Source organism: Williamsia sp. 1135, from assembly GCF_002095395.1.
Lineage (GTDB): Bacteria > Actinomycetota > Actinomycetes > Mycobacteriales > Mycobacteriaceae > Williamsia.
Window position 1 is genome coordinate 68,111 of the sequence record NZ_MJEI01000103.1, and the last position, 15,264, is coordinate 83,374.

At 65.6% G+C, this 15,264-nt stretch carries 13 protein-coding genes; 11 read left to right on the forward strand and 2 right to left on the reverse strand.

The window, feature by feature from the left end; all coding sequences use genetic code 11:
* Positions 1–73 precede the first annotated feature (73 nt).
* The 6 genes from BFL43_RS21690 to BFL43_RS21715 all read left to right on the forward strand — a co-directional run bounded on the left by BFL43_RS21690 (position 74) and on the right by BFL43_RS21715 (position 8,523).
* A complete protein-coding gene (locus tag BFL43_RS21690; RefSeq protein WP_206186728.1) occupies positions 74–1,375 on the forward strand; it encodes an MFS transporter in 1,302 nt (433 codons plus the stop codon).
* Between the two features lie 169 nt (positions 1,376–1,544).
* Positions 1,545–3,305: a long-chain fatty acid--CoA ligase gene (locus tag BFL43_RS21695; RefSeq protein ID WP_084894664.1), complete on the forward strand. Its 1,761-nt coding sequence runs from the start codon at positions 1,545–1,547 to the stop codon at positions 3,303–3,305.
* 16 nt (positions 3,306–3,321) lie between these two features.
* Complete coding sequence (locus BFL43_RS21700; protein ID WP_084894856.1) at positions 3,322–4,461, forward strand: acyl-CoA dehydrogenase family protein; 1,140 nt, start codon at positions 3,322–3,324, stop codon at positions 4,459–4,461.
* Positions 4,462–4,485: 24 nt separating this feature from the next.
* A complete protein-coding gene (locus BFL43_RS21705) occupies positions 4,486–5,697 on the forward strand; it encodes an acetyl-CoA C-acetyltransferase (RefSeq protein WP_084894666.1) in 1,212 nt (403 codons plus the stop codon).
* A 10-nt stretch (positions 5,698–5,707) separates the two neighbouring features.
* Positions 5,708–7,897 carry a 3-hydroxyacyl-CoA dehydrogenase NAD-binding domain-containing protein gene (locus tag BFL43_RS21710; protein WP_084894858.1) on the forward strand — a complete coding sequence of 730 codons (2,190 nt, stop codon included), beginning with the start codon at positions 5,708–5,710 and terminating at the stop codon, positions 7,895–7,897.
* A gap of 14 nt (positions 7,898–7,911) precedes the next feature.
* Positions 7,912–8,523, forward strand: coding sequence for a TetR/AcrR family transcriptional regulator (locus BFL43_RS21715; RefSeq protein ID WP_084894860.1), 612 nt, complete (start codon positions 7,912–7,914; stop codon positions 8,521–8,523).
* A 24-nt stretch (positions 8,524–8,547) separates the two neighbouring features.
* Here the strand turns inward: BFL43_RS21715 and BFL43_RS21720 are convergent, their stop codons facing one another.
* Positions 8,548–9,132 (reverse strand): TetR/AcrR family transcriptional regulator, encoded by a 585-nt coding sequence (locus BFL43_RS21720; RefSeq protein ID WP_084894668.1) that lies wholly within the window; start codon positions 9,130–9,132, stop codon positions 8,548–8,550.
* Positions 9,133–9,250: 118 nt separating this feature from the next.
* On the opposite strand from BFL43_RS21720, the gene BFL43_RS21725 reads away from it, so the two are divergent.
* From BFL43_RS21725 to BFL43_RS21740, 4 genes are read left to right on the forward strand one after another with little or no spacing between them, the layout of a single operon-like run.
* Complete coding sequence (locus BFL43_RS21725) at positions 9,251–10,165, forward strand: metal-dependent hydrolase (protein ID WP_084894670.1); 915 nt, start codon at positions 9,251–9,253, stop codon at positions 10,163–10,165.
* Entirely contained in the window at positions 10,162–11,268 is a 1,107-nt protein-coding gene (locus tag BFL43_RS21730) for a PDR/VanB family oxidoreductase (protein ID WP_240498412.1), read from the forward strand. Before BFL43_RS21725 ends, BFL43_RS21730 begins: the two co-directional genes overlap by 4 nt.
* A gap of 16 nt (positions 11,269–11,284) precedes the next feature.
* On the forward strand, positions 11,285–12,805 hold the full coding sequence (locus BFL43_RS21735; RefSeq protein ID WP_084894672.1) for an NAD(P)/FAD-dependent oxidoreductase: 1,521 nt from the start codon (positions 11,285–11,287) through the stop codon (positions 12,803–12,805).
* Entirely contained in the window at positions 12,802–13,635 is an 834-nt protein-coding gene (locus tag BFL43_RS21740) for an SDR family NAD(P)-dependent oxidoreductase (RefSeq protein ID WP_084894674.1), read from the forward strand. Before BFL43_RS21735 ends, BFL43_RS21740 begins: the two co-directional genes overlap by 4 nt.
* Positions 13,636–13,640: 5 nt before the next feature.
* Here the strand turns inward: BFL43_RS21740 and BFL43_RS21745 are convergent, their stop codons facing one another.
* On the reverse strand, positions 13,641–14,549 hold the full coding sequence (locus BFL43_RS21745; protein ID WP_084894676.1) for a LysR family transcriptional regulator ArgP: 909 nt from the start codon (positions 14,547–14,549) through the stop codon (positions 13,641–13,643).
* 72 nt (positions 14,550–14,621) lie between these two features.
* Here BFL43_RS21745 and BFL43_RS21750 point away from each other — a divergent pair, with 72 nt between their 5' ends.
* The gene (locus tag BFL43_RS21750; RefSeq protein ID WP_143695456.1) at positions 14,622–15,242 is read left to right on the forward strand and encodes a LysE/ArgO family amino acid transporter; all 621 of its coding nucleotides are present in this window, start codon (positions 14,622–14,624) and stop codon (positions 15,240–15,242) included.
* The last annotated feature ends 22 nt before the right edge of the window (positions 15,243–15,264 follow it).

Here is a 15,264-nt window from a genome sequence, read left to right on the forward strand (position 1 = left end):
CGACCTCGCCGAAAGCCACCAAGATCGGGATAATCGCTGGCCTCTCATCGAGCGGATGGGGCACAGTTGATCGGTGACCGCACCCTCCACTCTGCCCCGGGCGCTGAAGCCGTTTCGGCATCAGCAGTACCGGTTGCTCTGCATGGGCTTGGTGCTTGCGATGTTCGCAGACGGTATCTGGACCGGCGGTGTGGTCTGGCAGGTCATCGGGATGGGCGGCGGGCCCGGTCAGCTGTCGCTGGTGACGGCGGTGGCCGCGGTCGGCATGGTTGCCTCGACCCTGCTCGGAGGGGTGCTCGCGGACCGGATGTCGCAACGGACGATCCTCATCGCACTGGAGGCGACCAAGCTGGTCGCGATCGGCGGGGTAGGGCTGCTGGCGCTGACGGATTCCGTCGTCCTGTGGCACCTCGTCCTGGTGTCGCTCATCGGCGGCATCACCACCGGTATCTATTATCCGACGTACTCGGCTCTGCTCCCGACGCTCGTGCCACGCGACGAGCTGATGGCCGCCAACGGCATCGAAGGTACGTTGCGGCCCACGATCTTTCAGGCTGCCGGTCCCGCGGTGGCCGGAGGGCTGATCGCGATGTCGTCGCCGGCGGTGGCGATCATCGGGTCGGCGGTGGCCTCCGCACTCTCGGGCGTCCTGTACCTGCTGATGCGGCCGACGCCGTCGCGCAGCGAGTCCCGCCCCAACGCCGAACTCGTGCGCGGAACGATCACCGACATCGCCGAGGGCTTCGTCTACATGTGGCGGACCCCGTGGCTGCTGGCGACCCTGCTGTTCGCGATGGTGCTCGTGCTCTTGGTGATGGGCCCGTTGGAGGTACTCATCCCGTTCGCTCTCAAGAACAGGGCTGACGGTGATGCCGGCTCCCACGCGATGGTGTTGGCGGCCTTCGGGATCGGGGGTGCGATCGGCTCTCTCGTACTCGCGTCGATGCAGATGCCCCGGCGCTATCTCACGGTCATGTTCGTGATCTGGGGACTGTCGTCGTTGCCCCTGGTGGTGATGGGTCTGACCGACCAGGTGTGGGTGTTCGTCCTCGCGGGCCTGGTGTTGGGATTCGCGTTCGACGGGCCGATGGTCATCTGGGGAACCCTGTTGCAGCGCCGGGTACCACTCCACATGCTCGGGCGGGTGTCGAGTCTTGACTTCTTCGTGTCGGTCGCACTGATGCCGGTGTCCATGGCGATTGCCGCACCGGTCAGCGAATGGATCGGGCTGACAGCGACCTTCGTCATCGCTGGGATCGCTCCTGTGCCGATCGCCGCGATCGCCTATTTCTGGGCCAAGTTGAACATCGACGAGATCGCCCATCCGTTGCGGGACGACGTCGAAGTGGTCTCCCCGGTCGCCGGCACGACCTAGAACGTCCCTGGTTCGTCAGTACGGGGCGTCGGCTGAAGTCGTCTATCGCTTGTTGACACCGTGCCAAATAGCCCTTCATACTTATTTGGCGCGGCGCCAACAGTGTCGTGTACCCCGTCTCCCGACACAGTTCGGGCACACCCGGGGTCTGCCGATCGAGGAGCCCGTCATGTCCCGGAGTCTGTGTGCCCATTTCCAGCGGCGAGTCGCCGAACTCGGTCCAGAGGTGGCGATTCGCAGAGCCGACGGCACGGTCGAATACACCTGGGCCGAATACGGCGTGCGGGTGCGGAAGATCGCTGCCGGCCTGGCGTCGGCGGGGGTGAGGCGCGGGGACACGGTCGGGCTGATGCTGACCAACCGGCCTGAATTCCACCTCGTCGACGCAGCGGTCATGCACCTCGGCGCCGTCGCGTTCTCGGTCTACAACACCAACACGCCCGCGCAGATCGCGTATCTGTTCACCAACGCCGAGCCGGCGATCGTCATCACCGAATCCCAGTTCTTGCCTCGAGTGCAGGAGGCCCTGATCGGTATCGGCGACACGCAGCTGGTGTGCATCGACATTGTCGCCGACGGCACCATCACACTCGACGAACTGGTGAACCTCGGTGCCTCCGACTTCGACTTCGTGGCCGCCTGGCAGGCGGTCGAGGCCGACGACGTGCTGACCCTGATCTACACCAGCGGCACCACGGGCAATCCGAAAGGTGTCGAACTGACGCACGGGAACCTGCTCTATCAGCTCGAGGTCATCACCGAGGTCATCGGGGATCTCAGTCGTGGCCGGGTGATCTCGTATCTGCCCGATGCGCACCTGATCAACCGGTGGATCTGCCAGTACGCCCCAATGTATTTCGGGATCACCGTCACCGATGTCGACAATCCCAAGACCCTGATCGAGGTACTCGGCAGGGTGCGCCCGACCTTTTTCGTGGCCGTGCCGATGCTCTGGTACAAGATCAAGGGCAGTGTCGAGGCCGGTGTCGCGGGCGAGACGGGTGTGAAAGGCGCCCTCGCGCGGTGGGCACTGGAGGCAGGCAAGAAGAAAGCGGCCGCCACGGTCGAGGGCACGCAGCTGAGCCGCGTCGATCAGGTTGCCGCAACGTTGGCCGATGCGCTGGTGCTGTCAAAACTACGCGCAAAACTCGGCATGGACGACCTTGTCTCGGCGGTGTCCGGCGCGGCGCCGATCGACGTCGCAGCCCTGGAATTCATGCTGGCGCTGGGTGTTCCGGTGATGGAGGCCTGGGGTATGTCGGAGACCTCTGCGGTCACCACCGTCAATCCGATCAGCAGGCCCGAGTACGGCACGGTGGGCAGGGCGATCCCGGGAACCGAGGTGCGGCTGGCCGCGGATGGTGAGGTGCTGGTCCGTGGCGGGGGCGTGATGGTGGGTTACCGCAACGACGCTGTCCGGACGGCGCAGACCCTGGATGAGCAGGGGTGGATCCACACCGGCGACATCGGCACCCTGGATCCGCGAGGCTATCTGACGATCATCGACCGCAAGAAGGAGATGATCATCAACTCGGGCGGAAAGAACATGTCACCCAGCAACATCGAGGGTGCACTGAAGGCTGCGAGCGCACTGATCGGCGCGGTGGCGGCCATCGGCGACAACCGCCCCCACATCGCTGCGCTCATCACGTTGGACCCGGAAGCCGCTGCAGTGTTCGCGCAACAGGCCGGGGTTCTGGACCCCACTCCGGCATCGCTCGCTGCACATCCGGCCATCCAGGCGGCGATGACCGATGCGGTCGCGGCTGCCAACAAGCGACTTTCGCGTGTCGAACACATCAGGAGCTGGGAACTGCTGCCGGAGTACTGGATTCCTGGCGGCGTCGAGTTGACTCCGACGATGAAACTCAAGCGGGTGCCGATCGCGAAGAAGTACGCCGACCACATCGACGCGCTCTATGAGCCCTGAGACGAAGGATACGACCATGACCGAGGACCTGGCGACGGAGCTCGATGATCTGACCACGCTCGCGCGTGATTTCTTCACCAAGGAAGTGGCTCCGCGGTACGAGGAATTCGCCGCCGCAGGCCAACCCGACCGCGCACTCTATCGGCGTGCCGGCGAACTCGGGCTGCTCGGGATGTCGATCCCCGAGGAATACGGCGGCGGGGGAGGTACTTTCGCGCACGAGTCGGTACTGTTCCGTGAGCAGGCCCGCTCTGCTGACTTGTCGATGCAACTCGGGGTCCATTCGGGAATCGTGCCGCATTACCTGCTCGCCTACGCCTCGGAGGACCAGAAGAAGCGCTGGTTACCGAAACTGATCAGTGGTGAGTGGATCGGTGCGATCGCCATGACAGAACCCGGTACGGGTTCTGACCTACAGGCCATCACCACCAGAGCGGTGCTCGAGGGCGGCGACTATGTGATCTCGGGTGCCAAGACCTTCATCTCGAACGGCGCCACCTGCGATCTGATCATCATCGCGGTGACCACCGATCCGGCACTGCGAGGCGCGGGCGTCTCGCTGCTCGTGGCTGAGGTGGGCGACGACCCAGCAGGATTCGAGCGTGGACGCACACTGAAGAAGATCGGCCAGAAGGGTCAGGACACCACCGAGTTGTTCTTCGACGGTCTGCGCGTGCCTTCGGCGAACCTGCTCGGAGGCACCCCCGGGCGCGGCTTCGTCCAGCTGATGCAACAGCTCCCGCAGGAACGGCTGATCGTCGGGGTGGCGGCGCTCGGTGTGGTCGAGGCGGCGTACGAGCTGACCCTCGCCTACGTCCGTGAGCGAGAGGCATTCGGCAAACCTCTTTTCGCACTGCAGAACACACGTTTCGAACTCGCTGAGATAGCAACCATCGTCGAGGTCATGCGCGCGTTTGTCCGCAGCGCTGTCGACCGGCATCTGCGCGGCGAGCTCGATGTCAAAGGTGCGGCGATGATCAAACTGTGGTGTTCCGAACAGCAGACCCAGGTTGTCGACCGCTGTTTGCAACTGCACGGTGGGTACGGCTACATGGAGGAGTATCCGATCGCCCGGATGTTCGTCGACGGCCGCATCTCCCGCATCTATGCCGGAGCCAATGAGGTCATGAAAGATCTCATCGCCCGGCACCTCTGACCCACCAGAACAACGGAGCCCCCAATGCCCGATGCATACGTCTACGAGGCCATCCGCACACCGCGAGGTCGCGGTAAGAAGACCGGTGCCCTGCACGGCGTGAAACCGATCGACCTGGCCGTCGGCCTGGTCAGCGAGCTCAGATCCCGCCACCCGCAGCTGGATCCGGCGGCAATCGACGACATCATCCTCGGCGTCGTCTCTCCGATCGGTGATCAGGGCGCCGACATTGCCAAGACCGTGGCTCTGCGTGCCGGATTGGCCGATACCGTTGGAGGTCTGCAGCTGAACAGATTCTGCGGTTCCGGCCTGGAGGCGGTCAACGTGGCGGCCCAGAAGGTGGCCTCCGGCTGGGATGATCTGGTTCTCGCGGGCGGTGTCGAGTCGATGTCGCGCATCCCTCTTGGTTCCGATGGCGGTGCCTGGCCGCTCGATCCGGCGACGAACTACGCGACGTACTTCATTCCGCAGGGTGTCTCGGCTGACCTGATCGCCACGGTTCACGGCTTCACCCGCGACGATGTGGACGCCTACGCGGTGCGCTCCCAGCAGCGAGCAGCGGCGGCGATCGCGCGTGGTTTCTTCTCGAAGTCCATTGTGCCGGTCCGTGACATCAACGGATCGGTGCTGCTCGACACTGACGAGTTGGTCCGCGGGGACACCACGGTGGACGCGCTCGGTGGTTTGAGACCATCCTTTGCCGACCTCGGTGAACTCGGTGGATTCGACGCCGTCGCCCTGCAGAAGTATCACTGGGTGGAAGAGATCGACCACGTGCATCACGCCGGGAACTCCTCGGGTATCGCCGACGGATCCGCGCTGGTACTGGTCGGTGGCGAAGCTGCCGGGCGCGCCGCCGGACTGGTGCCGCGGGCCCGCATCGTCGGAACCGCCACGAGCGGAGCCGATTCGACGATCATGCTGACCGGTCCGGTGCCGGCCACCGAGAAGGTGCTCGCCAAGACCGGCCTGACCCTCGACGACATCGACCTGTTCGAACTCAACGAGGCCTTCGCCTCTGTTGTCCTGAACTACCAGCGACACTTCGCGATTCCTGACGAGATCATCAATGTCAACGGTGGCGCCATCGCGATGGGGCACCCAGTCGGCGCGACCGGGGCGATGCTGGTCGGCACGATGGTCGACGAACTGGAACGCCGCGGCCTGCGGCGGGCGCTGATCACCCTGTGTATCGGCGGCGGTATGGGCGTGGCCACCATCATCGAGAGAGTCTGAGGAAGTGACCATGAACCCCGTACTCACCACCGAGACCGACGCCATCATCGGTTGGCACCGCGACGGCGAGGGCATCGTCACGCTGACGATGGACGATCCCGGCCAGGCGACCAACACGATGACGGACGCGATGGCCGATGCTCTGCTGTCGACCGTCGAGCGTCTCGAGGCCGAAAAGGACTCCATCGCAGGCGTCATCATCACCTCTGGCAAGGAGACCTTCTTCGCAGGCGGTGACCTCAACAGGCTGATGAATGCCGGTCCGGCAGATGTCGCGGACATCTCCGCCGGGCTCGATCATTTCAAGATGTGCTTCCGTCGCATCGAAACCTTGGGGCGTCCGGTGGTCGCAGCCATCAACGGGACCGCGCTCGGCGGCGGGTTCGAGGTCGCTCTCGCCGCCCACCATCGCATCGCGCTGAACAAGAAAGGCAGTGTCCTGGGCCTTCCGGAGGTGACCCTCGGAGTGCTGCCAGGCGCCGGCGGCGTCACCCGGGTGGTGCGACTGCTCGGCATCACAGATGCGGTTCTCGGCGTCGTCGGCGAGGGTCGGCGGATGGTGCCGGCGAAGGCCCTCGATGTGGGGATCATCGATGAGGTGGTCTCCACCCAGGAGGAACTGATCGATCGGGCGAGGGCATGGATCGCAGACAACCCGAAGGCTTCTCAACCGTTGGATCGCAAGGGCTACCGGATCCCGGGGGGTACCCCTGCGACCCCGGCGCTCGCCGCACAATTACCCGCCTACCCGGCGAATCTGCGCAAGCAGCTCAAGGGCAGCCCGATGCCCGCGCCCATCGCGGTACTCGCGGTCGCCGTCGAGGGTGCGCAGGTCGACCTCGACACCGCCTTCGCGATCGAGACGCGATACTGCGCACAGCTGATCTGCGGTCAGATCTCGACCAACATGATCAAGGCGTTGTTCTTCGACCTGAACGCGGTCAACAACGGCGCCTCCAGACCGCAGGACCGACCGGTGCGAAAGGCCGAGAAGGTGGCGGTCCTCGGCGCCGGGATGATGGGTGCGGCAATCGCTTACGTCTCGGCGCAGTCAGGGATCGAGGTCGTGCTCCGCGACGTGACGATCGAGGCGGCCGAACGCGGCAAGGACTATTCGCGGCGACTCCTCGACGGCGCGGTGGCGAAGGGCCGGATCAGTGCGGACGCACGCGAGTCCGTGCTGGCCCGAATCATCGCCACCGACAACATTTCTGATGTCGCCGGAGCCGACCTCGTCGTCGAGGCCGTGTTCGAGGACATCGAATTGAAGAGGCGAGTGCTGGCCGAGGTGGCCGACCATGTCGGGCCGGGGGCCTTGCTCGCCTCCAACACCTCGGCGCTGCCGATCGCAGAGATGGCGGCGGCAGTCGATCGTCCCGCCGACGTCATCGGGCTGCACTTCTTCTCGCCGGTGGACAAGATGCCGCTGGTGGAGATCGTGGTCGGTGAGAACACCTCTGACGATGCCCTCGCCCGCGGCCTGGACTTCGTGCGGCAGATCCGTAAGACCCCGATCGTGGTCAAGGATGCCTACGGCTGCTACGCCAACCGGGTCATCGCGAAGTTCGTCGACGAGGCCTTGTCCCTGGTTGCCGAGGGCATGCATCCAGCCAGCGCTGAGCAGGCCGCGCTACAGGCAGGCTTTCCCGCCGGTGCGCTCACGCTGTTCGACGAGATCAACATGAAGACGATCGCCAAGATCCGTGCCGGCTTCATCGCCGATGCCAACGCGCGAGACGTCGATTTCGTGACCAGTGCGTCCTATCCGCTCGTCGATCGGATGCTCGGCGAGTTCGATCGTCCCGGCCGACTCGAGGGCCGCGGGTTCTACGAGTACGACGGGCCCGGTGGCGCCCGCGGTCGGTTGTGGCCGCAGCTGGCCGAGCAGTACCACCGTCCCGACGTGCTGATCCCGTTCGAGGATGCCAAGGAGCGGATGCTGGTCGCCGCTGCGCTCGAGGCCGTGCGGTGTCTCGACGAGGGTGTGGTGAGCACCGTGGCCGAGGCGAACATCGGCTCCATCATGGGCATCGGCTACCCGGTGTGGACCGGAGGCACCCTGCAGTACATCAACCAATATGCCGGTGGGCCCGCCGGATTCGTGGTCCGCGCCGACGAACTCCGTGGGCGCTACGGCGATCGCTTCGTAGTACCGGAATCATTGCGTGGCCGAGCGGGTCGGGACGAGCGCTACCTGTGACAGCATTGGTTCCCATGTCGACCCCACTCGAACCGAGGTGGCGACGGCTCGGGCCGGATGAGCGTCGCTCGGAAATACTCGCCGCCGCGATCAAGGCGTTCGGCGAGCAGCCTTACGCGGCAGTGCAGATGGCTGCGGTGGCTCGTGACGCGGGAGTGGCGCGCGGGCTGCTGCACCACTATTTCGGCACCAAACGCGACCTCTACCTCGAGGTGGTCCGGACGATGATGCTGGTGCCGGTCGCCGACGAGGTCACCCTGCCCACCGGAACACTCCGCAACCGGGTCGAGGCATCGGTCAACTGGCTCATGACCGTGCTGGCCGCCCATGGCCGTACATGGCTGGCGGTCGGCGTCGACGGTGTCGGCGGCGACCCCGAGGTCAGGGCGATCCTCGAGGAGGCTGACGACCAGGCTGCCCAGCGAGTGCTCGACGCAATAGGTTTCGTCAGCACCCCCGACACCCATCGCGTGGCGCTCGCCGCCGTCCGGGCCTACGGGGGGATGGTCAAATCCGCGGTCCGGGAATGGTTGGACCGGGACACCCTCACGCAGGAGCAGGTGAGTCGGATGCTCACCGAGACCCTCGTGGCCCTGATCGAGACGGTCCTCGACGAGATCGGCTGATTGCGCGCGGGGGTGTACGTGGACTCAGCAGGCGGTGATCGCCGGCAGCAGGGTGCGGTGCGCAAACTGCAGGAGATCGTCGTAGGTCTGTAGGGGCACATCCACGGCCGGTGTCAACAGAATCGAATGGGCGAGTCGCACAAGCATTTCAGCGGCATGCGGCACGACTGGGACGAGGCCTGGCAGCTGCTCGGACTCCGCTTGCGCGATGAGCGCAGTGGTCACTGCCAGCGCTCCTTCGAGCATGCCGGCGGCGCCGGTGGTCAGTTGTCCGAGGACGGTGGGATCGGCCGAGGCGAACATGGCCTGCAGGACCGGTTTGTCGCGTACCGAGGTGACCGTGCTCGCGAAGCCATGGGCGATGCGGTCGGTAAACGTCTGCTGCGCGGCAGCCGCCGCGTGGACGGCCTGGAAGAGGCGGGTCGCCTCCCGACTCATGACGGCCTGCACCAGTTCGTCCTTGGACCCGATCCGGCGATAGACGGTGACCCTGTTCACGCCCGCCTTGCGGGCGATGTCCCCGATCGTCGTGCGGGCGATCCCGAGGTCGCCGAACAGCTCGAGTGCGGCGTCGAGCAGGGGGCCATCGGCGTCGACATCGATCTGCATGGCCTCAGCCTAGATCGAATCGGACCGTGCAACATTGCAACATATTATGTTGCAATGTTGCAATGTTGCTAATCGCTGGAAGAGGCCTGCACGTTGGGCAACGAAGGAGTCTGTTTCGATGAAGTCCACAGCCGCGAGCGCACGACCCGGCCGGGTTGAGACGACCGGATACTCGGACGAGTCCTACGCGATCACCGCGCGAGCCGTCCAATTCGACTGGACCGACGTGCCGCTGGAATACATCCCGGGCGAGGCCTACGCGACCCACTTCTGGAACGTCATGCACCTCGTACTGCCCGAGGGGGAACGCGCGATGGCGGACGTGTTCGCGCGAGCCCTGCCGCTCATCGACGATCGCCGTCTCCACGAGGAGGTGGTCGGGTTCGTCGGTCAGGAGACCACCCATGCGTCCTCGCACGAGGGGTTTCGCGACTACCTGATCGCGGGTGGGGTCGATGTCGACCCCATCATGCGACGTATCCGATACGCGGTCGGAGTGGTCTTCGGCGATCACGGGCTCACCGGCAGGGCCGGGCGAGCCTGGCTGAACGAGCGGCTCGGTATCTATGCCGCTGCCGAGCACTTCACGGCAGTGGTCGGCGAGTGGTTGCTCGACAACTCCGAGTTCGACCGGCGCGGTGTCGATCCCACCATGCTCGATCTGCTGCGCTGGCACGGCGCCGAAGAACTCGAGCACCGTAATGTCGCGTTCGACGCCTTCCAATATGTCGACGGCGGGGGCTTTCGTCGCGCCCGCACCGCGGTCATCGCGAGTTTCGGTCTGGCGGTGCTGTGGTTCACCACGGCTGCGCACCTCTACCGGGGCGACCCCGGCAGGCGTCGATTCCGGGTGCCGTGGCCACTGGCCTTCGCGCGGGCCTCGCGCAGGCACCTCATTCCCGGTCTCTCCTTCTTGTTCGTTCAGCTCGGCCTCTACATCCGTCCGGGATTCCATCCGTCGTCGATGGGCGACATCGACAAGGCCGTCCGGTACCTGGCCACCTCGCCCGCGGCGCTGGCGGCGCAACCGTGAGCGCGGCAACGGCACGCCTGACACCGCGGGCGGTCGCCGAACCCGTGGACGATGCGGGACCGGGATTGCGGGCCATCGGCGCGTTGTCGCGCCTGTACTCCAAGCTAGTTGCCGAAACGCCGGCGGTGACAGCTCTGTCGCCGGCGCGACCACGGCGGCGGGGCGGTTTCGAGTTCGAAGCCGTCGTCGATCGCATCGAACGGGAGGCAGACGATGTGCGGTCGTTCCTGCTGCGCCGGCCCGATGGCGCGGCTCTACCCGCATGGCGGCCCGGCGCCCACATCGATGTGACGACAACGTCCGGAGTGCTCCGGCAGTACTCGCTGAGCGGCAACCCCGTGGCTGCGGATTGCTACCGCATCGCGGTTCGCCGCGTCGTCGATGGCACTGCGTCGTCCGAGATGCACCGGCTACGCGAAGGTGAGCGCCTGCGGATTCGTGGTCCCCGCAACGCTTTCCCGATGGCCCGTGCGCCGCACTATCTTTTCGTGGCGGGTGGTATCGGGATCACGCCGATCCTGTCGATGGTGTACGCGGCGTGTCACCAGGGTCTGCCGTGGGTGCTGTACTACCACGGCCGTTCTCGGTCGAGCATGCCGTTTCTCGGCGAACTCGAAGGACTGGCCGAGCGCGGCGGTGGCACGTTGATCGTGGCCGACGACGACGTGGATGGGCCCCCGGGCATCGACGCGATTCTCACTCACGCGAAGCCCGGTGGGGCCCTGTACGCGTGTGGTCCGGCGGGACTGTCGGCGGCGGTTCGCGCACGAAGCCGGGTGATCGCTCCGAACACCACGTTTCACACCGAGTATTTCTCTCCGCCACCGATCGTCGATGGCGAGCCGTTCGAGATCGCGATGCAGAGCACCGGTGAGCGTATTGCGGTCGGGGCCCACGAATCAGCGCTCGACGCGGTCCGGCGGCTGCGTCCTGATCAGGCCTATTCGTGCAGGCAGGGTTTCTGCGGGGCCTGTGTCGTCGGTGTCGTCGACGGACAACCCGACCATCGCGACCGGGTGCTCGGCGACATCGAGCGCGGATCCGCGATGACGTTGTGCGTCTCGCGTGCCGCACTCGACGAGACACTCACCCTCGACCTATGACGGAAGGCAGAAAGCCATGAGCGAGAGAACATCCGAACACGTCGACATCGCGATCATCGGAACCGGTTTCGGTGGGCTGGGGGCGGCCATTCGGCTCAAACAAGAAGGCATCGAGGACTTTGTCGTCTTCGAGCGTGCCGATGCGGTCGGTGGTACGTGGCACGTGAACACCTATCCCGGTGCCCAGTGCGACATCCCGTCTGCGCTGTATTCATTCTCGTTCGCGCCCAACCCGGACTGGACCAGGCTCTACCCGCTGCAGCCCGAGATCGAGGCGTACCTCAACGACTGCACCGACAGGCTCGGCGTGCGCAGGCACATTCGTTTCGGACATGATGTCCAGGACGCATCGTGGGATGACGATGCGCGGTTGTGGTCCGTCACCACCTCGAACGGACACTGGACCGCACGGGTGCTGATCGGTGCGCTCGGCCCGTTCAGCGAGGCGGCGACTCCTGATATCGCGGGACTGGAGACGTTCGCCGGCAACGTCTTCCACTCCGCGGACTGGGACCACGAGGCAGAGCTGGCGGGTCGGATCGCCGTGATCGGCACGGGTGCCTCAGCGGTCCAGTTCATCCCGCAGATCGCGCCGGAGGCCGAACATCTGACCTTGTTCCAGCGCACGCCCACCTGGATCATGCCGCACCCGGACCGGCCGGTACACGCCCGCGTCCGCAACCTCTTCCGTCGCGTTCCGCGTACTCAGCGGGCCCTGCGTAAGCAGTTCGACCTCGTTCAGGACGCGTTCGTGCCGGGGTTGGTGCGGTGGAATCGCCTTCTGGCGCCGGCAGCAGCACTGGGCCGGGTGCACCTTCGTCGACAGGTCGGCGATCCCGAACTGCGCAAAAAGCTCACGCCGGATTACGCGTTCGGCTGCAAACGGCCGACGTTCTCCAACAAGTACTACCCGGCACTGACCCGCCCCAACGTCACCGTCGAAACCGCTGCGATCAACTCGGTCCGACCGGAAGGCATCGAGACCGCCGACGGAGTGGTCCACGAGGTCGACACCATCGTGCTCGGAACCGGATTCACGGTGTCACGCCACTCGGGCTTCCGCCGGATCCGGGGACGCGGAGGGGTCAGCCTCGCCGAGACGTGGCCGAACGGTGAGATGGCGTCGTACCGGGGGACGACCGTGCACGGGTTCCCGAACTTTTTCATGATCCTGGGGCCGAACTCGGTGGTTTACACGTCGCAGGTGGTCACCATCGAGGCGCAGGTGGAACACATCCTGGCTGCCCTGCGGGTGCTGTCGACGCGGAAGGACTCCGCGATCGAGGTGAAGGCGTCCGCGCAGCAGGAGTTCTGCTCCATGGTCGACCGCAAGCTCGCCGGCTCGGTGTGGAACTCGGGTGGCTGCAGCAGCTACTACCTCAGCCCATCCGGACGCAACGTGACGTTCTGGCCGGGGTCGGTCCGTAGCTTCACACGTGCCATGTCGCGAGTCGAGCTCTCCGACTACATCTTTTATCCGGCTGTCGCCCCGGCGACAACCACAGGACCCGCACTGGAAGAGGTTGTCACGCAATGAGCGCCGCGCAACGGATCGACCTCTCGTCGGCGACAGTGCTGATCACCGGCGGCGCCCGGGGCATCGGGGCGGCCACCGTGAACAAGCTGATCACCCTCGGCGCCCGGGTCGCGGTGTTCGATCGCGACGTCGCAGGCCACGAACTCCGTTCCTACGACCGATTGCTGATCTTGGCCGGTGACGTCTGCGATCGCGAGGCTGTAGAGATCGCCGTCGCCCGGGTCGTCGAGCATTTCGGTTCTCTCGACGTGGTGATCGCCAACGCCGGCATCACCCCGGCGCCGGGGACCATTCGCCGCACCGACCCAGAGCAGTTCGACCGGGTGATCGCAGTCAACTTCGGGGGTGTCCTCAATGTGGTCCGCGCGAGCGCCGACGAACTGGTCCGCAGCGGCGGTCATGTCCTGCTCGTATCCTCCTGTGCCGCATTTACTCCGGGTATGGGTGGGGCCGCCTATATGGTGAGCAAGGCTGCCGTCGAGCAACTGGGGCGAGCGTTGCGCATCGAACTCGCAGCGGTGGGGACGTCGGCCGGGGTCGCCTACTTCGGGGTCGTCGACACGGAGTTGGCGCGGGCGACCCTCGACAACGATCCGATAGGGGAGCGCATCGGTGCTCAACTGCCCTGGCCGCTGAACCGGAGACTGGCTGCGGACGCTGCTGCCGACGTGCTGATCACCGCCGTGCGTCGACGTTCGGCGCGGGTGATCGCGCCGCGGTCGTGGCTACCGTATTTCTGGCTGCGGGGGGTACTCAATCCCCTCTTGGAAGCCCGGCTGGTGAAGGACGCCACCGTCCACGAGATCATTCGCGATCTGGAACGGGCCTGAGGTCTTCACACCAGGAATCCTCCCGCGGCCTCGCGAACCAGAACGGTGAGGTCGTTGATGATCGGCGACTCCAATTTCCAGTATTGCCAGAACAACTGGACGTCCACATGACGACTGCCGAGCGTCTTCACCGTGCCGGCAGCCAGCGCAGGCTGGATCTGAGCGGCGGGTACCGCACCCCAGCCTGCGCCGAGTTCGACCGCGCGACGGTATTCGACCGAGGCCGGAACGTAGGTGATCGGTGGGTCGACGTGGCGCCGGGTCAGGCGCCCGAGGAGATCGAACTGGATGGTGTCCTTCCGGTCGAACGCCACCATCGGGGCCCGTCCGAGGTCGGCTGCCCGCAGTCCGTTGGGAAGCCATGTCTCGATGAAATCGACACTCGCCACCGGTAGATAGCGCATCGCGCCAAGCGGCAGCACGGTGCACCCGCGCACCGGCCGCGGATCGGAGGTGACCGCGCCGACCGCCTGACCCGCGCGGAGAAATCTGGTGGAGTGGCTCTCATCGTCCCGGAGAACCTCCACCGCAACCGGATGACGGCGCTGGATCTCGGCGACCACCGGTAGGAGCCAGATGGAGATCGAGTCGGCGTTCGCGGCGATCGGCAGATGCATCCGGGGAGTGTCCCGCGGATCCTCATGTCCCACTTCGGGTTCACCGGCGAGATCGGCTGCGGCTTCGAGGCGGAGTAGGTCCCACTGCGCCGCCAGTCGGAGCAGGACCTCACCGTCGGGAGTGGCCCTGGCGGGTTTTGTGCGTTGCACGAGGACCCGTCCGACCGTCGCCTCCAAGGCCTTCATACGCTGACTGACCGCAGACGGAGTCAGATGCAGCGACTCGGCTGCGGCGTCGAAGGTACCTTCACGCACCACCGCCGCCAGTGTCTGCAGGCCCTCGCTGCTGATGTCCATCATGAACCATTCTAATGGTTCGTGAAAAACATTCGCTGGATTGACAGCCGCGACGGCCTTAGCGTTTGTCGGGTGACCTACTTCGTACCCGCCTTCGCCGGCCTCCTCACCGGGGCCGGGCTCATCATCGCCATCGGTGCCCAGAACATTTTCGTTCTCCGTCAGGGCATCCGACGTGAACACGTGCTGGCGGTGGTCGCGGTGTGCTCGGCCTCGGACGTCGTGCTGATCCTCGGGGGAGTAGCTGGTCTCGGTGCCCTGGTGACCGCCTACCCCGAGATCGTCGACATCGCGACCGTGGTCGGTGGGGCCTATCTGCTGGTCTTGGCGGCCATGGCTGCCCGCCGGGTCGTCCGCCCGGCATCGCTGGATGCGACGGGCGGCGTGGCTTCGGCCGGCCGCTGGGCGGCCATCGGGACTGCCGTCGCCCTGACCTGGCTGAATCCGCACGTCTACCTCGACACCCTGATAACGCTCGGAGCCATTGCCAACAGTCATGGGCCGCAGGACAAATGGGTCTTTGCTGCTGGTGCATGTATGGCATCGTTCGTGTGGTTCGCCGCTCTCGGCTTCGGTTCGGCCCGCCTCGCGCCCCTGTTCGCCAAGCCGCGTGCGTGGCAGGTGCTCGATACCCTCGTTGCGGTCGTCATGGGTGTGCTGGGTGCGGTGCTGATCGGAAGCGCTGTGTTCTGACGAACGTCTTGGATGCCGGGGG